15 protein-coding genes are annotated in these 24,028 nt (G+C 72.5%); 4 read left to right on the top strand and 11 right to left on the bottom strand.

Features of this window, described 5'->3' with window-relative positions:
- Nucleotides 1–19: 19 nt before the first annotated feature.
- From ACFYY1_RS09470 to ACFYY1_RS09460, 3 genes are all read right to left on the bottom strand, one after another.
- Nucleotides 20–388 carry a WhiB family transcriptional regulator gene (locus ACFYY1_RS09470; RefSeq protein ID WP_124716511.1) on the bottom strand — a complete coding sequence of 123 codons (369 nt, stop codon included), beginning with the start codon at nucleotides 386–388 and terminating at the stop codon, nucleotides 20–22.
- A gap of 174 nt (nucleotides 389–562) precedes the next feature.
- The gene (locus ACFYY1_RS09465) at nucleotides 563–898 is read right to left on the bottom strand and encodes a hypothetical protein (protein ID WP_266729838.1); all 336 of its coding nucleotides are present in this window, start codon (nucleotides 896–898) and stop codon (nucleotides 563–565) included.
- A 165-nt stretch (nucleotides 899–1,063) separates the two neighbouring features.
- Entirely contained in the window at nucleotides 1,064–3,259 is a 2,196-nt protein-coding gene (locus ACFYY1_RS09460; protein ID WP_388582870.1) for an ATP-dependent DNA helicase UvrD2, read from the bottom strand.
- A gap of 407 nt (nucleotides 3,260–3,666) precedes the next feature.
- Between ACFYY1_RS09460 and ACFYY1_RS09455 the strand changes: the two genes are divergently transcribed.
- Nucleotides 3,667–3,921 (top strand): mycoredoxin, encoded by a 255-nt coding sequence (locus tag ACFYY1_RS09455; protein ID WP_388582868.1) that lies wholly within the window; start codon nucleotides 3,667–3,669, stop codon nucleotides 3,919–3,921.
- 75 nt (nucleotides 3,922–3,996) lie between these two features.
- On the opposite strand, the gene nudC is transcribed toward ACFYY1_RS09455, so the two are convergent.
- From nudC to ACFYY1_RS09430, 5 genes are all read right to left on the bottom strand, one after another.
- Nucleotides 3,997–4,944 (bottom strand): NAD(+) diphosphatase, encoded by a 948-nt coding sequence (gene nudC, locus ACFYY1_RS09450; protein ID WP_383714851.1) that lies wholly within the window; start codon nucleotides 4,942–4,944, stop codon nucleotides 3,997–3,999.
- 44 nt (nucleotides 4,945–4,988) lie between these two features.
- Nucleotides 4,989–6,383, bottom strand: coding sequence for a dipeptidase (locus ACFYY1_RS09445; RefSeq protein WP_388582866.1), 1,395 nt, complete (start codon nucleotides 6,381–6,383; stop codon nucleotides 4,989–4,991).
- Nucleotides 6,384–6,515: 132 nt separating this feature from the next.
- On the bottom strand, nucleotides 6,516–10,013 hold the full coding sequence (locus tag ACFYY1_RS09440) for a UvrD-helicase domain-containing protein (RefSeq protein WP_388582865.1): 3,498 nt from the start codon (nucleotides 10,011–10,013) through the stop codon (nucleotides 6,516–6,518).
- Nucleotides 10,014–10,077: 64 nt separating this feature from the next.
- Nucleotides 10,078–13,533 carry an ATP-dependent helicase gene (locus tag ACFYY1_RS09435; RefSeq protein WP_388582863.1) on the bottom strand — a complete coding sequence of 1,152 codons (3,456 nt, stop codon included), beginning with the start codon at nucleotides 13,531–13,533 and terminating at the stop codon, nucleotides 10,078–10,080.
- A gap of 401 nt (nucleotides 13,534–13,934) precedes the next feature.
- Complete coding sequence (locus tag ACFYY1_RS09430; protein ID WP_388582861.1) at nucleotides 13,935–14,369, bottom strand: MGMT family protein; 435 nt, start codon at nucleotides 14,367–14,369, stop codon at nucleotides 13,935–13,937.
- Between the two features lie 245 nt (nucleotides 14,370–14,614).
- Here ACFYY1_RS09430 and ACFYY1_RS09425 point away from each other — a divergent pair, with 245 nt between their 5' ends.
- From ACFYY1_RS09425 to ACFYY1_RS09415, 3 genes are all read left to right on the top strand, one after another.
- Nucleotides 14,615–17,416 carry a lysylphosphatidylglycerol synthase domain-containing protein gene (locus ACFYY1_RS09425; protein ID WP_388582859.1) on the top strand — a complete coding sequence of 934 codons (2,802 nt, stop codon included), beginning with the start codon at nucleotides 14,615–14,617 and terminating at the stop codon, nucleotides 17,414–17,416.
- Nucleotides 17,417–17,603: 187 nt separating this feature from the next.
- A complete protein-coding gene (locus tag ACFYY1_RS09420; RefSeq protein ID WP_388582858.1) occupies nucleotides 17,604–19,208 on the top strand; it encodes an alpha/beta hydrolase in 1,605 nt (534 codons plus the stop codon).
- 114 nt (nucleotides 19,209–19,322) lie between these two features.
- Nucleotides 19,323–20,903 (top strand): alpha/beta hydrolase, encoded by a 1,581-nt coding sequence (locus ACFYY1_RS09415; protein ID WP_388582856.1) that lies wholly within the window; start codon nucleotides 19,323–19,325, stop codon nucleotides 20,901–20,903.
- Between the two features lie 77 nt (nucleotides 20,904–20,980).
- Here the strand turns inward: ACFYY1_RS09415 and moeZ are convergent, their stop codons facing one another.
- The 3 genes from moeZ to ACFYY1_RS09400 all read right to left on the bottom strand — a co-directional run bounded on the left by moeZ (nucleotide 20,981) and on the right by ACFYY1_RS09400 (nucleotide 24,028).
- Nucleotides 20,981–22,159 (bottom strand): adenylyltransferase/sulfurtransferase MoeZ, encoded by a 1,179-nt coding sequence (moeZ, locus tag ACFYY1_RS09410; protein ID WP_326767695.1) that lies wholly within the window; start codon nucleotides 22,157–22,159, stop codon nucleotides 20,981–20,983.
- An 85-nt stretch (nucleotides 22,160–22,244) separates the two neighbouring features.
- Nucleotides 22,245–23,075: a spherulation-specific family 4 protein gene (locus ACFYY1_RS09405; protein WP_388582855.1), complete on the bottom strand. Its 831-nt coding sequence runs from the start codon at nucleotides 23,073–23,075 to the stop codon at nucleotides 22,245–22,247.
- On the bottom strand, nucleotides 23,063–24,028 hold the full coding sequence (locus ACFYY1_RS09400; protein ID WP_388582853.1) for an NAD-dependent epimerase/dehydratase family protein: 966 nt from the start codon (nucleotides 24,026–24,028) through the stop codon (nucleotides 23,063–23,065). Before ACFYY1_RS09400 ends, ACFYY1_RS09405 begins: the two co-directional genes overlap by 13 nt.

Below are 24,028 nucleotides of genomic sequence, written 5' to 3'. Positions count from 1 at the left end.
GTGGCCCCCAGTCCGGCGATCACGCCGCGACCGGGTTCTTGCGCGGACGACCACGCGGCCGCTTGCGAGCGACGACGACGCCCTGGATGAAGAGCTCACCGCCCCAGACGCCCCACGGCTCCCGACGCTCCTTGGCGCCGGCGAGGCAGGCCTCGACGAGCGGGCAGGTGCGGCAGAGGGACTTGGCGTACTCGACGTCGGCGGGCGACTCCGCGAAGAAGACCTCCGGGTCATAGGAGCGGCACGGGACGGGCACGCCGAGGTTCTCGATGGCGTCGTCGAGCGCGGTGAGCGCGGTGAGGGGGAACAAGGTGGAGTCCTCCGTGAGGCCGGGCGGCGGGATCGTGTCGGAAGGCGGTACGGACGGGGCGTGCGCTTCGAGTTGCACGGTGGGTGGTGTCCTCGTCTGGTCGTTCCGGCCTGGTTGGCCGGGTGGCGGCTGGTACCGGGTGTTGCTTGTCCCGAGGCTCCTTCGCGCTGTCTCGTCCGTTCGGACAAAACAAAAGGGCCGCGGATCCCGAGTGGGGTTCCGCGGCCCTGAAGGCGCCGGCCTGATGGTGAATCAGGCTGGATCACTCCAGGGTTCAGGCCCACGGAAGGCCCACATCGTGTGGTGGTGCATCGTCTGCTTCTTGGCGCCGGATTCCGCTCCCGCACCGACGGCCGCAAAGGCATAGGCCTGGGCCTGTCCCTTCGCTACTGCTGCTGCCGGTGCCTGAGCCGGTCGCTCATTGCGCTCCCGCACGGGGAGGCTCGCAGGGGACAGCGGACGGGCGACAGAAATGCCGGACAGACCGGTGCCACGGAGCGAGGACTCGGAAGAGCAGGCGAGGCCGAGCGAGCAGGCGGAGACGACCGAAAGATCGGTCATTTTGTTGGTCTCGATGATGCTGATCACTTCAATCGCCTCCTCTCGGCGTCTCGGGCGGACCGGCGGGCCGGTCCTACGTATTCGGATAAGTACAGCACAGGGCCAGGGCTTCAGAGAAGTCGCTGTTCCCGTGGTTAAGAACCTATGGTGACGACTGGGGCGGGCGCAAACTATTTTTTCGACGAGTTTTTCTCAGCTCTCGCCGGCCGCCTGCCCGAGTACTTCTTCCACCGTCTCACCTGCGCAAATGGCCAGGACGGCGGTCCCGAACCGGCCCAACTTCCGCGCGCCGACACCGGAGATCACTGCCAGTTCGCCCTCGCTGCCCGGTACGGCCTCGGCGATGGCCATCAGTGTCTTGTCCGTGAACACACAGAACGCGGGCTGCCCGATCTCCTTCGCCCTGACCGCCCGCCAGTCGCGCAGCCGCTCGTACAGCGCCTCGTCCATGTCGGAGGGGCAGTCCTCGCAGCGCATCAGTTTCATCTCGCCGGCGTCGGTGAGTGTCTTGCCGCAGACCCGGCACCGGGCGGGGCCGCGACGGCCGCGCTTGGCGACCGGTCCCGCCGGGCCCCGCTCGATCCCGCCGCCACCGGCCGTGCCGCGCGTGCCGAGCGGCACCGAGCCCGGACGCAGGCCGTTGAGGAACCGGCTCGGGCGTCGTCCGGCGCGGCCGCCGGGCGAGCGGGAGAGCGACCACGACAGCGAGAGGTGGAGGCGGGCCCGGGTGACACCGACGTACAGCAGTCTGCGCTCCTCCTCGATCTGCTCGTCGGTCTTGGCGTAGGCGATCGGCATCATGCCCTCGGTCAGACCGACCAGGAACACGGCGTCCCACTCCAGGCCCTTCGCGGAGTGGAGCGAGGCGAGGGTGACCCCCTGGACCGTGGGGGCGTGCTGGGCGGCGGCCCGCTCGTCGAGCTCCGCCACCAGGTCGGAGAGGGTGGCGCCCGGCCTGGCCCGCTCGAAGTCCTCGGCGAGCCGGACCAGGGCTGCCAGCGACTCCCAGCGGTCGCGCACCGCTCCCGAACCCGCGGGGGGTTCCTGGGTCCATCCCTTGGTGGAGAGCACCGCGCGCACTTCGGCGGGCAGCCCCTCCGCGTCGTCGAGCAGGGAGTCGTTGCCCCCGGCGCGGGCGGCGCCGCGCAGGGCGACTCCGGCCTCCCGCACCTCCGCCCGTTCGAAGAACCGCTCCGCGCCCCGCAGCTGGTACGGCACCCCCGCGTCCGCCAGGGCCTGCTCGTAGACCTCGGACTGGGAGTTGACCCGGTAGAGCACGGCGATCTCGCCGGCCGGGACTCCCGCGACGATCAGATCGCGGATCCGGCGGGCGGTGCCCTCGGCCTCCGAGGGCTCGTCCGCGTACTCCGTGTAGGCGGGCTCGGGGCCGGGCTCGCGCTGCGAGACCAGTTCGAGCCGGTGCTCGGCGGCGCGGCCGCGGGCCTGGCTGAGCAGCCCGTTGGCCAGGTGGACGACCTGGGGGGTGGAACGGTAGTCCCGGACCAGCTTGACCACCGTCGCGTTGGGGTGGCGGGTGCGGAAGTTCAGCAGGTGGTCGGGGGTGGCTCCGGTGAAGGAGTAGATCGTCTGGCTGGCGTCACCGACGACGCACAGGGTGTCCCGGTCGCCGAGCCAGAGGTCCAGCAGCCGCTGCTGGAGCGGGCTGACGTCCTGGTACTCGTCGACGACGAAGTGCTGGTACTGGCGGCGGACGTGGTCGGCGATGTCGTGGCGGTCCTGGAGGATGGCGACGGTGAGGAGCAGCACGTCCTCGAAGTCGATCACCGAGCGGTCGCGCTTCAGCTCCTCGTACGTCGCGTAGATCTGGGAGATCTCGGCCGGATCGCGCGGGGCGTCGCGCTGGGTCTTCGCGACCACGGCCGGATAGTCGCCGGGCACGGTCTGGGTGACCTTGGACCACTCGATCTCGCTGGTGACGTCCCGCAGCTCGTTGCGGTCGAGCCGGATGCGGCAGCGGGCCGCGGCCTCGGCGACCAGCTGGACCTTCCGTTCCAGCAGCCGGGGAAGGTCGCCACCGACCGCTTTCGGCCAGAAGTACTGGAGCTGGCGCAGGGCGGCGGAGTGGAACGTCCGGGCCTGGACTCCTCCCGCGCCGAGCTGGCGCAGCCGTCCGCGCATCTCGCCGGCGGCTCTGTTGGTGAACGTGACGGCAAGCACACTCGTCGGCTGGAGTATCCCGGCGCGCACCCCGTAGGCGATGCGATGGGTGATCGCACGCGTCTTGCCCGTACCGGCTCCGGCCAGCACACACACCGGGCCGTGCAGGGCCGTGGCGACCTCGCGCTGCTCGGGGTCCAGGCCGTCGAGCACGGCGTCGGCCGACTCGGGGACCTGTGGGAAGAGGGAGGAATGCGTTGCTGATGTCACCCCGCCATGCTGCCAGGTCGGGAGAGGCGGACGCGGAGGTTGTCCACAGGGGAGCTGTATCCGTCGTACTAATGCGGTCCGGCTGGTCCGGATGGCGGGGACCGGTTGGCGGGGACCGGTTGGCGGGGACCGGTTGGCGGGGACCGGCCGAGGGGGACCGGTTGGCGGGGACCGGCCGAGGGGGACCGGTTGGCGGGGACCGGCCGAGGGGGACCGGTTGGTGGGGACCGGTTGATGCGCCCTGGCTGATACGGCCTGGCTGATACGGCCCGGCTGTGGGAATGGTGGTTGCCTCGCGTACGTTCCCTCTCCGTGCGGTGACGCACGGTCCAGCTTCTCCGCATGCGGGACATGACGGATGAGACAGACGAGACATGAGACAGACGAGACAGAGGAGCACCGAGGACATGTCGGGCACTGTGACGATGTACAGCACCACGTGGTGCGGCTACTGCCGCCGGCTCAAGAGCCAGATGGACCGTGAGGGCATCGCGTACACCGAGATCAACATCGAGCAGGACCCGCAGTCCGCGGCCTTCGTCGAGAAGGCCAACGGGGGCAACCAGACCGTTCCCACCGTCCTCGTGGTCGGTTCCACGGGTGCCGAGGCCGTCATGACGAACCCGTCCCTGGCCCAGGTGAAGCAGGCGCTCGCCGCCTGATCCCGCCTCTCCCGCAGTGCGAGGACGCCCCCTCCGGTCGAGCACCGGAGGGGGCGTTCCCGTACGGGTCCGGGGTCAGCCGACGCTGCCCGGCTTCGGGAGCGGCTTGCCGTACCAGAGTTCGATCAGGCGCGCCGCGATCGAGATGCCGAACGGGGGCAGGATCTCGCCCGATTCGAAGGCGGCCTTCAGGTCCTCGCGGGAGAACCAGCGGGCCTCCTCGATCTCCTCGCCGTCCACATCGATCTCGGACGAGGTGGCCCGTGCCATGAAACCGAGCATCAGGCTCGACGGGAACGGCCAGGGCTGGCTGGCGATGTACTCGACCTCGCCGACCGTGACCCCCGCCTCCTCGAACACCTCGCGCGCCACGGACTGCTCGATCGACTCCCCGGGCTCGACGAATCCCGCGAGCGTCGAGAAGCGGCCCTCGGGCCAGTGCACCTGGCGGCCCAGCAGGGCACGGTCCTGGTCGTCGGTCACCAGCATGATCACCGCGGGGTCGGTGCGCGGGTAGTGCTCGGCGCCGCAGGCCGGGCAGCGGCGGATGTGGCCGGCCGCCGCGATGACCGTGCGTTCGCCGCAGCGGGAGCAGAAGCGGTGCAGGCGCTGCCAGTTCTCCAGGGCCACCGCGTGCACCATCAGGCCCGCGTCGCGCGGGCCGAGCAGCAGACCGGCTTCACGCAGTCCGGCCGGGCGGGCCGGCTGGTCCATGCGGCCGGGCAGGGAGTCCTTCTGGAGCGCGAAGTAGCTGACGCCGTCCTCGTCGGTGCCCAGGAAGTAGCGGTGGGTCTCGGTGACCGGGGCCTCGAAGGCCGGGGTCATGACGATCTCGGTACCGCCGTCGGCGGTGTCGTCGATCAGCACCTGGCCGCCGGAGACGACGAACACGCGGGTGGTCGGGTGGCTCCACGCGGCGGACAGCCATGCCTCGTCGAGGCGGTGGTGCGCGGCGCGGTCGATGCCGCTGGGCGCGGTGAGACCGATGGGCCGGTCTGCGGTGGCGTTGTCGAAGGTGCTCACAGGTGCTTCCTACTCCCCCGGGATGGATCGGGTGTTCAGAGGATTCAGCGGGGTGCGGCGGCCAGCTCGCCCCAGAGGTGCGCGGTCGTCTCCACACCCTTGAACAGGAGGCCGAGCTCGACCTTCTCGTTGGGGGCGTGCCAGCCGTCGGACGGTACGGAGATGCCCAGGAAGAGGACGGGCGCGCCCAGCACGTCCTGGAGGTCGGCGGCGGGTCCCGAGCCCCCTTCGCGGGTGAAGAGGATCTTCTGACCGAAGGCCCGGCCCATGGCGCGGGCCACGGCCTGCAGGGCGGGGTGGTCCAGCGGTGTCAGGCAGGGGCGGGTGGCCGGGGCGAAGGTGATGCGGTGCCCGACACCGGCCGGGACCTGTGCCTCGGCCCAGGCCCGGACCACCTGCTGGATGCGGTCGGGGTCCTGGCCCGCGACCAGCCGGAAGCTGAGCTTCACCAGGGCGGAGGACGGGATGATGGTCTTGCTTCCGGCGCCCTGGTAGCCGCCGCCGATGCCGTTGACCTCGGCAGTGGGGCGGGCCCAGATGCGTTCGAGCGTGGAGTAGCCGGCCTCGCCCGACGCCGCGCCGGATCTGGCGGTGCGCAGCCAGGTGGCCTCGTCGAAGGGCAGCTCCGCGAAGAGCGCGCGCTCGGTGTCGGTGAGTTCGGCCACACCGTCGTAGAAACCGGGGATCGCGACCCGGCCGTCCGCGTCGTGCAGTGCGGCGACGAGCCGGGCGACGGCGGTCGCCGGGTTGGGGACCGCGCCGCCGAACGAGCCGGAGTGGATGTCCTGCTCGGGGCCGTACAGCTCGATCTCGCACTCGGCGAGGCCGCGCATGCCGGTGCAGACCGTGGGGGTCGACTCGTCCCACATGCCGGTGTCGGAGACGATCACCGCGTCGGCGGCGAGCCGCTCGGCCCGCTCCTCGACCAGGGCCCGGAAGTTCGGCGAGCCGGACTCCTCCTCCCCCTCGATCAGGAGCTTGAGGCCGACGGCGGGGGCGGTGCGGCCGGTGGCGGCGAGGTGGGCCCGGACGCCGAGGGTGTGGAAGAACACCTGCCCCTTGTCGTCGGCGGCGCCCCGCCCGTACATGCGGCCGTCGCGGATCACCGGCTCGAACGGGTCGGTGTCCCAGCCGTCCTCGCGGGCGGCGGGCTGCACGTCGTGGTGGCCGTAGACGAGGACGGTCGGGGCGTCCGGGTCCTCGGACGGCCAGTGGGCGTAGACCGCCGGGGCGCCGGGCGTCTCCCAGATCTCGGTGACCGGGAAGCCGGTCTCCTTGAGCTTGGCGGACAGCCACTCGGCGCTGCGCCGTACGTCTGCGTCGTGCTCCGGCTGGGCGGATACGGACGGGATGCGCAGCCAGGCGGCGAGGTCGTCCAGGAAGGCTGTGCGGTGCTGCTCGGTGTACGTACGGACGGCGCTGTCCGGGGTGTCGCTCATGGCCTTGAGCCTAATGCCTCGCCCAGCAGGGTCTTCCCGCCCGCGGTACGGGGCCCTCGCCCCGCGCTGTGCGGGGCCTCGCCCGTTCGAGCACCCGGCACGCGTGCCACCGACGTCCCGGGACACACATGCCTAGGGGCTCTCGTCCAGCAGGATCCGTTCCAGCTCCGCCCGGCCCGGGAGGCGGGTGGGGTGGACGGTCTCGCCGCTGCGCACGTACAGGAACGTGGCGGTGACGTCGGTGAGCGGCAGGTCGTGCAGTTCCGCCCAGGCCAGGCGGTAGATCGCGAGCTGGAGGGGGTCGGCGGTGTTGGTGCGGGTGGTCTTCCAGTCGACGATCTCGTAGGTGTCCCCGGTGCGGTACACCGCGTCGATGCGGCCCCGGACGATCCGGCCGGCCAGGGTGATCTGGAACGGCGTCTCGACGCGGTACGGGGTGCGGCGGGCGTACGGGGTGCGCTCGAAGGCCTCCTTGAGTGCGGCGAGGTCGCGCTCGTCGGCGATCTCGGCGTCGCTCTCGTCGCCGCCGGGCAGCTCGTCGGGGCCGAGCATGGGCAGCGGCAGCTCCTCGAAGCGGGACTCCACCCAGGCGTGGAAACGGGTGCCCCGGCGGGCCGCCGGCTGCGGTGGCCTCGGCATCGGGCGGGCCAGCTCCTGGGCGAAGCCGTCGGGGTCGTCGGCCAGGCGCAGCAGCTGGGTGGCGGAGAGCGACGCGGGTACGAGGACGTCGCGCACGGTGGCGCGGGCGCGGCGCAGCTCGCCGGCGAGGGCATCGAGGTCGCGGTCCCAGGAGGCGAGGGTGCGGGCTTCCTCGGGGGTGAGACGGTGCGCCCGGGGGTGGTGTTCCCCGGGAGGGTGCTCGTCGGGGTGGTGTTCCCCGGGGTGGTGTTCCCCGGGGGGCTCGGGGGTACGGGCGGCGGGGACGTGCGGGGCGGGGGCAGGGCGGGGGGCCTGGGGACGTTCCGTGGACAGTGCGTCCCAGTCGTCGGCCTCGTCGGGGACCGCCTCGTCGGGGAACAGCTCGTCGGGGAACGTCTCGTCGGGGAACACCTCGTCGTCGTACGGCTCCGGGGCGGCGGGCAGCGCCTCGTACGCGTCCGGCACGCCCCCTGCCGTGGCCAGGGCCTCCAGGTGCGCCATCACCGTGTCCGCGGCGGCCCTGCGGCGGGTCAGCGCGGTGTCGTCGAGGGGAAGCGGCCACGCCTGGTCGGCGGACTGCCCTTCGAGCGCCGGGTTCTCCTCGTCCTCGGCCGGTTCGTCGGCCCAGACCTCGATCTCGCCGTGTCCGGCCGCGCAGTGCTCGTACAGCGCGTGCAGGAAGCCGGACGGGCCGCGCGGCTTCTTCTGGGACGGGCCCCACCAGTGGCCGGAGCCGAGCAGCAGGGTGCGGGGTCTGGTGAAGGTGACGTATCCCAGGCGGAGCTCCTCGATGTGCTGGTGCTCCTTCATCTCCTCCTTGAACGCCTTGAGCCCCTTGGCATCCCAGGAGGGGACGTCGGGGAGGGTCGCCCGGTCCCCGCGCAGGGCGTGCGGGAGAACCTTCGGCTGGGCGGTCCAGGCGTCGCGGGACTGGCCGCTGGGGAACTGGCCGGCGACCAGGCCGGGCACGGCGACGACGTCCCACTCCAGGCCCTTGGACTTGTGGGCGGTGAGGACCTTGACGGTGTTCTCGCCGCCGGGCAGGGCGTTGTCCAGGCCCTTCTCGTACTGGACGGCGGTGCGCAGGAAGCCGAGGAAGGCGAGGAGGGTGGCATCGCCGTCGACGGCTGCGAAGCGGGCCGCGACATCGAGGAAATTGGCGAGGGTCTCGCGACGGCGGGCGGCCAGGGCCTGCGGCGAAGCGGAGAGCTCGACCTCCAGGCCGGTGGTGGCGAGGACCCGGTGCAGCACGTCCATCAGCGGGTCGGCCAGCGAGCGGCGCAGGTCGCGCAGTTCGGCGGCGAGGCGGGCGAAGCGGATCCGGGCCTCGGTGGAGAACGGCAGCCCGTCGTCCTCCTCGCCGCCCGATTCGAGGAAGGTGTCCAGGGCGTCGGCGAGCGAGATCACCTCGGCCGGGTCGATGCCCTCGACGGCCTCGGCGAGCCGCCGGTCGGGGTCGGAGTCCTCGTCGTCGCCGTGGGCCGCGCGGTGGACCAGGAGCCGGGCCCGGCGGCCGAGCAGGGCCAGGTCGCGGGGGCCGATCCGCCAGCGGGGGCCGGTGAGGAGCCGGACCAGGGAGGCGTTGGCGCCGGGGTCCTGGAGCACCTCGCAGACCGCGACGAGGTCGGCGACCTCGGGCAGGTGCAGCAGCCCGGACAGGCCGACGACCTCGACCGGGATGTCGCGGGCCACCAGCGCGGCCTGGATCTCCGGGAAGTCGCCCGCGGTGCGGCACAGGACGGCGATCTCGCCGGGCGCCTTGTCGTTGCGCACCAGGTGGGCGATCGAGTCGGCGAGCCAGTCCATCTCCTCGGCGTGGGTGCGCAGGAGCGCGCAGCGCACGATGCCGTCGCGCTCGGCGCCGGGGGCCGGGCGCAGCGCCTCGACGCCCTCGTGCATGGCGCGCAGGGGCGCGGCGAGGCCGTTGGCGAGGTGCAGGAGCCGGCCGCCGCTGCGGCGGTTCTCGCTGAGGGAGTAGCGGGTGGCGGGGGCGCCGTCGGCGTGCGGGAAGTGGAGCGGGAAGTCGTCGAGGTTGGCCACGGAGGCGCCGCGCCAGCCGTAGATCGCCTGGCAGGGGTCGCCGACGGCGGTGACGGCGTGCCCGGTCCGGCCCTCGGGGCCGCTGCCGAAGAGGGCGGAGAGCAGCAGGCGCTGGGCGACGGAGGTGTCCTGGTACTCGTCGAGCAGCACGACGCGGAACTCGTCGCGCAGGATCGCGCCGACCTCCGGCCGGGTGAGGGCCAGCTCGGCGGAGAGCGCGATCTGGTCACCGAAGTCGAGGAGGTCGCGGCTCTTCTTGGCCTCCCGGTAGCGCCGGGTCAGCTGGAGCAGCTCGCGGCGGGCCTCGGCGGTCTCGGGGATCTTGCGCAGCTCGGCGTTGCTGAGCCGGGCCGATTCGAGCGTGTGCAGGAGGCCGGTGTCGTACTCGGCGAGCTGTTCGGGGCGTACGAGGTGTTCGGCGAGCTCGGCGTCGAGCGCCAGCAGGTCGCTGACGAGGGTGGGGAACGACCTGGTCAGGGCCGGGTAGGGGCCGGGGGCCTCGCGCAGCACGCGGGCGGCGAGCTGGTAGCGGGTGGCGTCGGCGAGGAGGCGGGTGGTGGGTTCGAGTCCGATGCGCAGACCGTGCTCGGTCAGGAGCCGGCCGGCGAACGCGTGGTACGTGGAGATGCTGGGCTCGCCCGGGGGGTTGTCCGGGTCGATGGCGTCGGGATCGGTGACGCCGGCCGCGATCAGGGCCTTGCGGACGCGCTCGGCGAGCTCGCCGGCCGCCTTGTTGGTGAACGTGAGCCCGAGGACCTGCTCGGGGGCGACCTGGCCGGTGCCCACCAGCCACACCACGCGGGCCGCCATCACCGTGGTCTTCCCCGACCCGGCTCCGGCCACGATCACCTGCGGGGCGGGCGGCGCGGTGATGCAGGCCGTCTGCTCCGGGGTGAACGGGATCCCGAGGAGCTCCTTGAGCTGCTCGGGATCGGTGATACGGGAGGACACCCCAGAAAGGCTAACCGGACGCACCGACAACCGGCGGCGGCGAGGAACCTCCGCCCCCGCTCACTCACTCCAGGACGTGGCGGCCCTCCGGCTGGGCGCTGCACGAGGCCCGGAAGGCGCAGTGGGTGCAGTGCTGGCCGGTCGTGGGGGTGAAGCGTTCGTCCAGGACCCGGCCGGCGGCGGTGGCCAGCAGGCCGGAGACCCATTCACCGGCGAGCGGTTCCTGCGCCTGCACCTTGGGCAGCGCGTCACCGCCCTCCTTCTTGGGGGCGGGCTGGCGCAGCTGTACGAGTTCGGCGCCGCCGGGCTCGGGGCGCCGGCCGTCGAAGACCTCGTCGACCGCGCCTTCGCGGACGGCCAGCTGGTACACGGCGAGCTGGGGGTGGCGGGCCACCTCGTCCTTGGTCGGGGACTGCTTGCCGGTCTTGAAGTCGACGACGTAGGCCCGGCCCTCGGCGTCCTGCTCGACGCGGTCCATGGAGCCCCGGATGCGCACCTCGTACTCCCCCGCCCCCAGCGTCACGTCGAAATCGTGCTCGCTCGCGGCGGGGGTGCGGCCGGTGCGGTCCATGACGTGCCAGCGCAGGAAGCGTTCAAGGGCGGCCCGGGCCTGTTCCTTCTCCTGCCGGGACTTCCAGGGGGCGTCGAAGACGAGCCCGTCCCAGACCGAGTCCAGCCGCTCCATCAGGACGGCGAGGTCGGCGGGGGTATGTCCGGAGGCCACCTCGTCGGCGAGTACGTGGACCACGTTGCCGAAGCCCTGCGCCGCCGTCGCCGGGGCGTCCGCCTTCACCTCGCGGCCGAGGAACCACTGGAGCGCGCAGGTGTTGGCGAGCTGGTCGAGCGCGCTGCCGGAGAGGGCCACGGGCTGGTCCCGGTCGCGGAGCGGGACGGCGGAGCGGGTCGGTTCGTACAGGCCCCACCAGCGGTAGGGATGGGCCGCGGGTACGAGCGGCTGGCCCTCGTCGTCGGTGAGGGCGGCGAGTCGGGCGAGGCGATGGGCGGCCTCCTCGCGCAGGGCGTCGGAGGCTTCGGGGTCGACGGTGGTGGCGCGGAGTTCGGCGACCAGCGCGGCGACGGCGAGCGGGCGGCGCGGCCGGCCGGTGACATCGCGCGGCTCGGCGCCGAGCTCGGCGAGGAAGCGGGACGGCTGGTCGCCGTCGTCGGCGGGTGCCTTCACCGCGGTGACGACGAGGCGTTCGCGGGCACGGGTCGCCGCGACGTAGAAGAGCCGGCGTTCCTCGGCGAGGAGGGCGCCGGGGGTCAGCGGTTCGGCCAGGCCGTCGCGGCCGATCCGGTCCGCCTCCAGCAGCGAACCCCGGCGGCGCAGATCCGGCCAGAGCCCCTCCTGCACGCCCGCGACGACGACGAGGCGCCACTCCAGCCCCTTGGAGCGGTGCGCGGTCATCAGGCGTACGGCGTCGGGGCGCACCGCGCGCCTGGAGAGGGTGTCGGCGGCGATGTCCTGGGCGTCGACCTCCTCCAGGAAGTTGAGCGCCCCGCGCCCGCCGGTGCGTTCCTCGGCGCGGGCCGCGGTGTCGAAGAGGGCGCAGACGGCGTCGAGGTCGCGGTCGGCGTTGCGGCCGCCCGCGCCGCCGCGCAGCGCGGCGCGCTCCAGCCGGCCCGGCCACGGGGTACCGGACCACAGTGTCCACAGGGCCTCCTCGGCGGTGCCGCCGCCTTCGAGGAGCTCGCGGGCCTTGCGCAGCAGTGCGCCGAGGCGCTGGGCGCCGCGGGCGTACGCCGGATCGTGCGCGACGAGCCGTTCGGGCTCGGCGAGCGCTCGGGCCAGCAGGTCGCCGGAGGGCGCCGGTACGCGGTTCCCGGCGGCCCGCTCCTCGTCACGCAGGGCCCGGCCGAGTCGGCGCAGGTCGGCCGCGTCCATGGAGCCGAGGGGGGAGGCGAGGAGGGTCAGGGCGGTCTCGGTGTCCAGCCAGGAGGGCATCTCCGCCGCGGAGTCCTCGGCCGCAGGGTCCTCCGCGACTCCCGCGACTCCCGCGACCCCCTCGACTCTCGTGACTCCCGCGGCTTCCGTGACTCCCGCGGCTTCCGCGACTTCCCCCGGCGAAGCCTCCTCCGCGCCCGGCGCACTACCGCGCAGCGCCGCCGTGGCGACCGCGCGCAGGGCTGTCAGGAGCGGGGCCACCGCCGGTTCGTGGCGCAGGGGAAGGTCGTCCCCGTCGACCTCCAGGGGCACGCCCGCCGACGTGAGGGCCCGGCGCAGCAAGGGAAGCGTGCGGCCGCCGGCCCGTACGAGCACCGCCATCTCGTTCCACGGGACGCCGTCCTCCAGATGTGCCCGGCGCAGCAGATCGGCGATGTTCTCCAGTTCGGTGGAGGCGGTCGGGTAGGTGTACGCCTCCACGCTGCCGCCCTCGCGTACCGCGGTGAGCTCGCGGTGGGCGCGGACCTTCGCCGCGGGCAGCCGGGTCAGCGGCATCCGCCGGGTGAGCAGCCGGGTGGCGGCCAGCAGTTGTCCGCCGGAACGCCGCGAGGTGGTGAGCACGCCGACCGGGGCCGGGGCGCCGTCCGCCCTCCGGAACGTCTCCGGGAAGTCGAGGATGCCGTTCACGTCGGCGCCCCGGAACGCGTAGATCGACTGGTCCGGGTCGCCGAAGGCGATCAGGTCCCGGCCGCCCCCCGCGCCCGGGGCGCTCCCCCGGTTGCCGGCCAGCGCGTGCAGCAGCCGTACCTGCGCCGGGTCCGTGTCCTGGTACTCGTCGACGAACACCGCGTCGTACTCCCCCGCGAGCAGCGCCGACACCTCGGGGCGCTCCGCGAGCAGCACGGCCCGGTGCACCAGCTCCGCGTAGTCCAGCACCCCCTGCGCGTCCAGCACGTCCAGGTACTCGGCGAGGAACTCGGCGGCGGCGCCCCAGTCGGGCCGGCCGGTGCGGCGGGCGAAGGCGGCCAGCGCGTCCGGCCCCAGGCCCAGCTCGCGGCTGCGGGCCAGCACCGCTCGTACCTCGTCGGCGAAGCCACGGGTGGTCAGGCAGGCCCGCAGCTCGTCGGGCCAGCGGATGTGGGCGAAGCCGTCCCGCTCCAGTTCGAGCTGGCCGGCGAGCAGGTCGCGGACGGTGACGTCCTGCTCCGGCCCGGAGAGCAGCCGCATCGGTTCGGCGAAGAGGTCGGCGTCCTGGTGGGCGCGGACCAGCGCGTAACAGAAGGAGTGGAACGTGGTGGCCTGCGGGCCGCGGGCGGCGCCGAGGCGGGCGGCCATCCGGTCGCGCAGCTCCACGGCGGCCTTGCGGCTGAAGGTGAGCACCAGGACACGGGCCGGGTCGCCGCCCCGGGCGATGCGCGCGGCGACCGCCTCGACGAGCGTGGTCGTCTTGCCGGTGCCGGGTCCGGCGAGCACCAGGAGCGGACCGCCGGGGTGATCAACCACCGCGCGCTGTGCCGCGTCCAGGAGAGGAGGGTCCACGGAGCCCGGCGGCGTGCGTACCAGCCGGTACGCGCCTCCGGCCCGCTGCCGTGTCTGACGGTGCGGACTGTGCCGGGTGAAGGAGGAGGAGCTCACGTGGTTCGCCGGTCCTGGTGGGTGTACTGATGCCGAGGGTGCCGAGGGTGCCGAGGGTGCGGTGCGTGCCGGGGGTGCGGTGCGCGCCGCGAACTTACGAAGCTACGCCAGCGGGGGCGCTGTGCGGGGCGAGTGCGCTGCGTGCCTCATCACGTTCCGGGGCGCGGGCGCCGTCGCGTGCCGGGGCATCGGCGCCGTCGCACGCCCGGTCCGGCGTCCGGTCGTGCTTTTCGTCACTCCGCGCGGTCACGGTCCCGTCGCGTCACATGCCACAGGCCCTGCCGTCGGTCACATTTCGCGCACTCCCGATCACCGCCTGCGCACCCTGGGTCACTTCCCGGAAGTCGGGTACGTCGTACGGCCCCGGCGCCGCCCGCTGTGCCGCCGGATGGCGGAAGCTGTCAGGTGTGAGCACCTCCGCCCTCGTCCCGGTCCGCGCCCCCGTCCGCGGTGACGCCGTCCCACCGCGCCCGCTTCATGTCGAGGCGCGGCAGGTGGCCCTCCGCGCCGCGCGACGCCTCGCGCAGCGGGGTGCCCTCCGCGCGGTAGTGGTCCAGCGCCCGCAGCTCGTGGCCGGGGAGGAGTGCCCCGTCGGCGCGCACCACGCGCCACCACGGCACCGCGGACCCGTACAGCGACATGGCCCGGCCGACCTGGCGCGGCCCGCCCTCGCCCAGCCACTCGGCGACATCGCCGTACGTCATGACGCGGCCGGGCGGGATCAGCTCGGCGACGTCGAGCACGCGTTCCACGTACTCCGGCAGTGCGTGGAACGTGCGGTCGTCGCCCGTCCCGTCGCCACCCGTCCCGTCGCCGCTCGTGCGGTGTTGGCTCATCCGGCCCATCCTGCCGTACGCCACCGACATCCCGGCCCGGTCCGTGTGCGTCCGGTCACAGGGCCTGCGAGCGGTCGCGAAGGGGCGTATCTTGCGCTTCCCATGTCCGTTCCCGTGTCCGCTCCCAGGTCCGTGCTGTGCACCCTGATTTCCCCCTGCGTCACCGGGCCGTGCCACCATCGTGCGGGCGGTGACCGGTGATACGAGAACACGAAGACCAATCAGAGGCGACGAAGGAGCAGGGCGTGCAGCCACCGAAGGCGGCGGACGCCCCTGACGCCGAGCCGCGGCCGGACGCTTCGCGCGCACCCGCCGCGAAGCCCGGCACCCGGCCCACGGAGCCCGGCACCGAGCCCACGAAGTCCGGCCCCGAGTCCGGAGGGCCCGGCACCGAGCAGGCGGAGCCCACCGGGCGCCTGACCGGTTCGACGCTCTCGTCCGTCGCCGCCGAGGAGCAGGCCGAACGCGTCTTCGGCGACGAACCGCTGCTCCCCGCCCGAGTGCACCGCCCCTCCGATCTGATGCGGCTCCTCATCGGGGTCCTGGCGATCGTCGTCCTGTTCTCGATCGCCGCGTTCGCCCACGGCACGACCACCGGTCTCGAACAGGACATCAACAAGGGCACCGGTCAGGCGCCCGACGTCCTGATCAAGACGGCCGGTCTCGTCTCCAGCATCGCCGTGCTGCTCGTCCCGGTCGCCTTCGCCATCGAGCGGCTGATCAAACGCGACGGGCTGCGGATCGCCGACGGGGTGCTCGCCGCCGTACTGGCGCACGGTGTGACGCTCGCCACCGACCTCTGGGTCGCCGATTCGGCCCCTGGCACCATCAAGGACGCCCTGACCCAGCCGCAGCCCGGTGCCGCGCTCACCGATCCCGTACACGGCTATCTCGCGCCGGTGATCGCGTACATGACGGCGGTCGGCATGGCGAGACGGCCGCGCTGGCGGGTCGTGCTGTGGGTGGTGCTGCTGCTCGACGCGTTCGCGATGCTGGTCGGCGGCTACACGACCCCGTTCTCGATCGTCCTCACCGTGCTGATCGGCTGGACCGTCGCGTACGGCACGCTGTACGCGGTCGGCTCGCCGAACGTACGGCCGACCGGTCAGCACCTGATGGCCGGTCTGCGCCATGTCGGCTTCCGCCCGGTCCGCACGATGCGCGCCGACGACACCCCGGACTCGGGCGACCAGAACGACCGGGGGCGCCGCTACCTGGTCTCCCTGGAGGACGGGCCACCCCTCGACGTCACGGTCGTCGACCGCGAGCAGCAGGCCCAGGGCTTCTACTACCGGGTATGGCGCAGGCTCACCCTGCGCGGCATCACCCAGCGCCGCTCCATCCAGTCGCTGCGCCAGGCCCTGGAGCAGGAGGCGCTGCTCGCCTACGCGGCGATCGCCGCCGGGGCCAACGCGCCCAAGCTGATCGCCACGTCCGAGCTCGGACCCGACGCCGTGATGCTGGTGTACGAGCACATCGGCGGCCGTTCGCTGGACGCGCTGGAGGACTCGGAGATCACCGACGAGCTGCTGCACGGCGCCTGGCACCAGGTGAAGGCGCTCCAGTCGCGGCGGATCGCGCACCGCAGGCTCACCGGCGACGCCATCCTGGTGGATCGTTCCGGCAAGGTGTTCGTCACCGATCTGCGCGGCGGCGAGATCGCGGCCGGTGATCTGGTGCTGCGGATGGACGTCGCCCAGCTGCTGACGACGACCGGGCTGCGGGTGGGCGCCGAGCGGGCCGTCGCCGGTGCGCTGGAGGTGCTCGGTCCGGACGCCGTCGCCGACTGTCTGCCGCTGCTCCAGCCGATCGCGCTGAGCCGCTCCACCCGGGCGGCGCTGCGCCGGCTCGCCCGGGAGCGCTCGCAGCGGGAGCGCGAGGCGGTGCTGGAGGCGTCGGACGCGGCCAAGCGGGCCAGGGCGCACGAACACGGGGCGGCCGGCGCCGACCGCAAGGCCGACCGCAAGGCGCTGCGCAACCAGAAACAGGCCGAGAAGCGCGCCCTGGACGACGCCCTGGACGGGGCCCGCGAGGAGGACCTGCTCTCCCAGATGCGGCGGCAGGTGCTGCTGATCCGGCCGCAGGCCCCGGTCGAGCCGGTGCGGCTGGAACGCATCAAGGCCCGCACCCTGCTCAGCTGCATCGCCGGTGCGATCGCCGCGTACTTCCTGATCTCGCAGGTCACCCAGGCCAATTTCGGCACGGTCGTCGAGCAGGCGGAGTGGGGCTGGGTGGCGGCCGCGGTCGGCTTCTCGGCGCTCAGCTACGTGGCGGCGGCGATGAGCCTGCTGGGTTTCGTGCCCGAGCGGGTGCCGTTCGGCAAGACGGTGCTGGCCCAGGTCGCCGGCTCCTTCGTGAAGATCGTCGCCCCGGCCGCGGTCGGCGGTGTGGCGCTGAACACCCGCTTCCTCCAACGGGCCGGGGTACGTCCCGGGCTCGCCGTGGCGAGCGTCGGCGCCTCGCAGCTGTTCGGCCTCGGCTGCCACATCCTGCTGCTGGCGGCCTTCGGCTATCTGACCGGCACCGAGCGGACGCCGTCCTCGCTCACCCCGTCCAGGACGGTGATCGCCGGGCTGCTGACCGTCGCCGTGCTGGTGCTGGTGGTGACGGCGGTCCCGTTCCTGCGGAAGTTCGTGGTGACGCGGGTCCGCTCGCTGTTCGCCGGGGTCGTGCCGCGCATGCTCGACGTGGTGCAGCGGCCGCAGAAGCTGCTGACCGGCATCGGCGGGATGCTGCTGCTGACCGGCATGTTCGTGATGTGCCTGGACGCCTCGATCCGGGCGTTCAGCGGTCCGGACGCGCCGCACCTCAGCTACGCCAGCATCGCGGTCGTCTTCCTGGCGGGCAACGCGCTGGGGTCGGCGGCGCCCACACCGGGCGGCATGGGCGCGGTCGAGGGTGCGCTGACGCTGGGGCTGATCGCGGTCGGCCTGCCGAAGGAGGTCGCGGCACCCGCCGTGCTGCTGTTCCGGCTGCTGACGCTGTGGCTGCCGGTGCTTCCCGGCTGGCTCTGCTTCAACCATCTGACCCGCAAGGGCGAGCTCTGACACCCCTTCAGCCACCGGCCGGGGCAGCTCGCACGGCCGGTCGGGGGACGGCCCGGGTGGCTCGGAAGGCGAGTCGGGGGAGGGTCCGGGTGGCCCGCGAGGCCAGTCGGGGGACGGTCCGGTCGCCCGCCACCCGCTTGGACCGGTGTTCCGTGCAGTGACCGGGTTCCCGCCCCACCATGGGGCCATGAGGACCTCCCCTGCCCTGCGCGCCGCCGCACTGGCCGCCGCCGTGACCGTGCTCCTGCCCATCACCGCCTGCTCGAAGAGCGGCGACAAGGAAGGCCCGGACGGGCCGCAGAGCTCGCCGCTCGCGGCGAACGCCGCCGAGACGAGCGGATCCGGCGACCTCACCTCCCAGAAGCTGACGTGGAAGCCCTGCCCCGCCCCGTCCGCCGCGCAGGGCGGTGGGACGGCGCCGACCCCGCTGCCCGGCGGCACCCCCTGGGAGTGCTCGTTCATGCGGGCCCCGCTCGACTACGCGAAGCCCGAGGGCACGACGATCGAACTGGCCCTGATCCGGGCCAGGGCCAAGAACCAGGACAAGCGGATCGGTTCCCTCATCTTCAACTTCGGCGGCCCCGGCGCCTCCGGTGTCGCCACCCTGCCCGCCTTCGGCGCCGACTACGACAAGCTCCGCGCCGGCTACGACCTGGTGAGCTTCGATCCACGCGGCGTGGGCCGCAGCGACGGGGTGGAGTGCGAGACCGACAAGCAGCTCGACGCCCGTCTTGAGATCGACGGCACCCCGGACACCCCCGCGGAGGTGAACACCCTCGTCAAGAGCACCAAGACCTTCGCGGGGGCCTGCGAGAAGAACTCCGGCGAGCAGCTCCCGTACGTCGGCACCACCGACGCCGCCCGTGACATGGATCTGATGCGCAAGGTGCTCGGCGACCAGAAGCTGTACTACTTCGGCATCTCGTACGGAACCGAACTGGGCGGCGTCTACGCCCACTTGTTCCCGAAGAACGTCGGCAGGGCGGTGCTGGACGCGGTGGTCGACCCGACCCAGGACTCCGAGCAGTCCTCGCTCGGCCAGGCCCGGGGATTCCAGCTCGCGCTGGACAACTTCACCCAGGACTGCGTCGACCGCGGCGACGCGTGCAAGCTTCCCGGTGCCACCTCGAAGGAGGTCGAGCAGGGGATCTCCGGCCTTCTCACGGGCCTGGAGAAGAAGCCGATCCCGGGGCTCGGCGCGCGTCAGCTGACGGAGACCCTGGCGACGACCGGGATCGCGGCCGCCCTCTACTCCAAGCAGACCTGGCCGCTGCTGGAGCAGGGGATCGACGAGGCCGACGGTGGCAACGGCGCGCTGCTGCTCGCCCTCGCCGACTCGCTGAACGGCCGTTCCGAGAACGGCCAGTACGACAACTCGATGGCCGCCAACACCGCCATCAACTGCGCCGACTCCAAGCAGCGGTTCACCGCGGACCAGACCGAGGCCAAGCTCCCCGAGTTCCGGTCCGCCTCGAAGATCTTCGGCAACTATCTGGGCTGGTCCCTGATGGCCTGCACCGGCTGGCCGGTGCCGGGCGCCTGGAACACCCCGGACGTCAGCGCCCCGGGCGCGGCCCCCATCCTCGTCATCGGCAACACCGGCGACCCGGCGACGCCGTACGAGGGCGCGAAGGCGATGGCCGACGCGCTGGGCGAGGGCGTCGGCGTGGAGATGACGTACAAGGGCCAGGGACACGGCGCGTACAACAGCGGCAACGCCTGCGTGCAGAAGGAAGTGGGCGGCTACCTGCTGGACGGAAAGGTTCCGGCCGCCGGGACCGTCTGCAAGTAGCAGGCCCGCCAGGGATTACGGGACAGCCCTTAGCATGGGCGGACTTTCTGTACCTCGTGCCGTACGTCGTGAGTACAGGCGTCGAGTACAGGCAACATCGGGGAGGACGCACACGTGGTCGCACACGCACGCGCCGGGGCTCTGGCCGGCGCCGCACTTCTGCTGACGGGTCTGCTCGCGGGCTGCGGCGGGGGTACGGACGACAAGTCGGCCGACCGGACGGGCCGCGATCCCGGGTCGTCGGCCGACCACCCGTCCACCGCGCCGGAGGGGCAGCCGGGCACCCCCCGGGTGCCCGCCGCCCTCACCTCCCAGCGGCTGGACTGGAAGGGCTGCGAGGCCCGCGCGGGCGAGAGCGCCCCCGGATCCGACTGGCGCTGCTCGACGGTCCGGGTGCCGCTGGACTACGCGAAGCCCGACGGCGAGACGATCGGGATCGCGCTGATCCGCAAGAAGGCCCAGAACACCAGCCGGCGCCTCGGTTCGATGCTGTTCAACTTCGGCGGCCCCGGCGGCTCGGGCGTCTCGATACTGCCGCGCGCCGCCGGCTCGTACGAGAACCTCAACTCCCGCTACGACCTGGTGGGCTTCGACCCGCGCGGGGTGGCCGGCAGCGAAGGGGTGAGCTGCCGCACCGACAAGGAGCAGGAGACCGCGTACCGGAAGGTCGACATGACCCCGGACACGGCGGCCGAGGAGACGGCGTTCATGAAGGACGGCGCGGACTTCGGCGCCGGCTGCGAGCGCCGCTCCGGCAAGGTCCTGCCGCACGTCGGTACGACGAACGCCGCCCGGGACATGGACCTGATCCGTGCGGTGCTCGGCGACAAGAAGCTCACGTACTTCGGGATGTCGTACGGCACCGAGCTCGGCGGTACCTACGCGCACCTCTTCCCCTCGAACGTCGGACGCACCGTGCTGGACGCCGTCGTCGACCCGACCGCGGACACGATCGGGCACGCCCGCAATCAGGCGACCGGCTTCCAGCGGGCGCTGGAGAACTACCTCAAGGACCGCGGCCAGGACCCGAAGGCGGGCACGCAGCGGATCGCGAAGCTGCTGGAGCGGATCGACAGGAAGCCGTTGCCGACCCGTTCGGGCCGCGAGCTCAACGAGTCGCTGGCCATCACCGGCATCGTCACGCCGCTCTACTCCAAGAGCAACTGGCCGTTCCTGACGCAGGCGCTGGACGAGGCCGAGAAGAGCGGCACCGGCACCATGCTGCTCCAGCTGGCCGACTCGTACAACGGCCGTGACGAGAAGGGCCACTACGACACCCAGAACCACTCGCAGCGCGCCATCTCCTGCGCGGACAGCAAGCTGCGGCCCACGGCGGCCGAGGCCAGGGCGCTGCTGCCGGAGTTCCGGAAGCTGTCCCCGGTGTTCGGTCCGTTCCTGGCGTGGGACACGGCCGGCTGGTGCGCGCAGTGGCCGGTGGAGGGTGAGCACGACAACCCGGAGGCGAGCGCTCCGGGCGCCGGTCCGGTGCTGGTCGTCGGCACGACCGGTGACCCGGCGACGCCGTACGAGGGTGCCCGGAAGATGGCGGACGAGCTGGGCAAGGGCGTGGGCATCCTGCTCACCAACAAGGGCGAGGGGCACGGCGCGTACGGCCAGAACTCCTGCGTGACGTCGACGGTGGACGCGTACTTCCTCGACGGGATGGTCCCGGACGACGGGAAGACCTGCTCGTAGCGTCCTCGTGGCGCCGGTGCGGCGTACGACGAAGGGGCCGGTCCGCAGCTGCGGACCGGCCCCTTCGGGCGTTGGTACTAGTACACCGGCTTCTCGGGCTCGATCTGGTTGACCCAGCCGATCACGCCGCCGCCCACGTGCACCGCGTCGGCGAAGCCCGCCGACTTGAGGACCGCGAGGACCTCGGCGCTGCGGACGCCCGTCTTGCAGTGCAGGACGATGCGCTTGTCCTGCGGGAGGTCCTGGAGGGCGTTGCCCATCAGGAACTCGTTCTTCGGGATCAGCTTCGCGCCCGGGATCGAGACGATCTCGAACTCGTTCGGCTCACGGACATCGATGATCTCGATCTTCTCGTCCGCGTCGATCCACTCCTTGAGCTGCTTGGGAGTGATCGTGGAGCCGAGCGCCGCCTCCTGGGCCTCCTCGGACACGACGCCGCAGAAGGCCTCGTAGTCGATGAGCTCGGTGACGGTGGGGTTCTCGCCGCAGACCGCGCAGTCGGGGTCCTTGCGGACCTTGACCTGGCGGTACTGCATCTCCAGGGCGTCGTAGATCATCAGCCGGCCGACCAGCGGGTCACCGATGCCGGCGAGCAGCTTGATGGCCTCGTTGACCTGGATGGAACCGATGGACGCGCAGAGCACCCCGAGCACGCCGCCCTCGGCGCAGGAGGGGACCATGCCCGGCGGGGGCGGCTCCGGGTAGAGGCAGCGGTAGCAGGGGCCGTGCTCGGACCAGAAGACGGACGCCTGACCGTCGAACCGGTAGATCGAGCCCCAGATGTACGGCTTGTTCAGCAGTACGGCCGCGTCGTTGACCAGATAGCGGGTGGCGAAGTTGTCCGTGCCGTCCACGATCAGGTCGTACTGGGCGAAGATGTCCATCACGTTGTCGGCTTCGAGCCGCTCCTCGTGAAGGACCACGTTGACGTACGGGTTGATGCCCAGCACCGAGTCCTTGGCGGACTCGGCCTTGGAGCGCCCGATGTCGGACTGACTGTGGATGATCTGGCGCTGCAGGTTCGACTCGTCGACCTCGTCGAACTCCACGATGCCGAGCGTTCCGACACCGGCCGCGGCCAGGTACATCAGGGCCGGCGAACCGAGACCGCCGGCGCCGACACAGAGCACCTTCGCGTTCTTCAGCCGCTTCTGCCCGTCCATCCCGACATCCGGGATGATCAGGTGGCGGGAGTACCTGCGGACCTCGTCGACGGTGAGCTCAGCAGCTGGCTCGACCAGGGGTGGCAGCGACACAGGAACCTCAACAATGCAGGTGGTCGGTTTCTACGTACTTCATCTACGTACGGTTGTTCTTGCCGTAACACTGCCACGCTCCTTCTCATTCCGAGATACCAGGTCCGATCCGCGAGACGATTTCGTCCCAGTACCTGGGCAGCGCCGCGAATGGATCGGTTTGCCCTTGTTGACCGTCTCGGTCCGTGAAGAAGATCGTGCCCGCGCCCTGCCAGCGGGCGATGCGCATGGCCTCGTCGAGGTGGGTGCGCGGGACGCCGTGGACGAAGTGCGCGAACCGCTCCGGCGGGTAGGAGGCGGTCCACTCCGCCACCTGCGACCAGCGGTAGTCCGTCCACGGTCCGCAGAAGGTGACCAGCTGGTCGGCGGCCTCCGCGTAGCCGGGGTGCGGATGGGTGCCGAGACCGAGCACCAGTGGCCCGCTCCCCTCCCCGTACGGCGGGTCGCCGTGCTCCAGGAGCGTGGCGAGTGTGCTGGTGAGACGGCGCACCGCCGGGAGCTCGGCGCGCCCGGCCGGGCAGCGGCCGAGATAGAAGCCGTCGACGCGGTACCAGTCGAGGAACGACTGCGCGTCGGCGATCAGTTCGCCGAAGGGCCGGCGGCCGAAGGCCAGGTCGAGATGGCCGAGCAGCCGGCCGCCCGCCGCGCGGACCGAGTCGCGCGGGTCCTCGCCGTGCACGGCCCGCTCGCGCGCGTTGCGGAGCCGGCCCGCGGCCTCCAGGCAGTGCGGATCGGGGCGGGCGCCGGGGCCGTCGTCGATGTTGAGGACGGCCCAGTGCAGCGGGGTTCCCGGGCGGGCCAGTTCGGCCCACTCGGCCGGTGCGAGCAGCGGGTGCGCGTAGCCGGGCACGCCGAAGCCGAGCCGCTCGGCGCCGCCCGTCCGGCGGGCCGTTCCAGTACTGGTCAGATACGGCACGCCGCCTCCATCCAGATGTCCGCGAGGGACTCCTCCAGGTTGATCCGGGGGCGCCAGCCGAGCCGGTCCCTGGCGGTGCGGACGTCGGCCTGCTGCCAGGCACCGCAGCCGTCCGGGTAGGGGGACGGGGTCGCCGAGAGGTGCTCGATGACCGATTCGGTCGAGCTGCGCGGGGCGCCGATGGGCAGCCGGGGCGGGGGCGCGTCGAGCTCGTGGAGTGCGCCCGCGTACCCGGCGACCCTGGCGAGGACGGCGGCCGCGTCCCGCAGGCGCACGGCGCGGCCGGTGCCGATGTTGACGACGCCCTGGGCGGCGGAGAGCGAGGCGGCGTGCACGGCGCGGGCGACATCGCGTACGTCCACGAAGTCGCGCTGCACGCCGAGGCCGCTGAGCTTCAGCTCGCCGTCGCCGGACTGCATGGCCCGGCGCATCGCCTCGGCGAGCCTGCCGAGCGGGGAACCGGCCGGGGTGCCCGGACCGACCGGGGAGAAGACCCGCAGCACCACCGCGTCGAGGCCGGAGCCGAGGACGAGTTCGGTGGCGGCGAGCTTGCTGACGCCGTACGGGCCGCCGGGGCGCGGGATCGCGTCCTCGGCGGTGGAGGAGCCGGGCTGCGAGGGCCCGTACTCCGAGGAGCAGCCGACCTGGACGAGCCGGGCCGTGCAGCCGCTGCGTCGCATCGCCTCGCAGACCGTGGCGACGGCGACGGTGTTGTGGCGGGTGAGATCGCGGGCCCCGCCGCGGGTGGCGCCCGCGCAGTTGACGACCACTCCGGGGTGGACGGCGTCCAGGAAACGGGTCAGCGCGCCGGGGCTCCCGCTGGCGAGGTCGAACCGTACATCGGCGTCGTCGCCGCGGCCGAGCGCCGTGAGGTGCACGGCGGGGTCGGCGAGCAGGCGGTCGGCCACGAACCGTCCGAGGAATCCGTTGGCTCCGAGCAGTAGCACCCTCAT

The sequence above is a fragment of the Streptomyces sp. NPDC001890 genome (genome assembly GCF_042891445.1).
In the GTDB taxonomy this organism is placed as follows: Bacteria; Actinomycetota; Actinomycetes; order Streptomycetales; family Streptomycetaceae; genus Streptomyces.
Note: the sequence above shows the minus strand (reverse complement) of the source record. Positions and strands in the feature narration are given on the sequence as shown.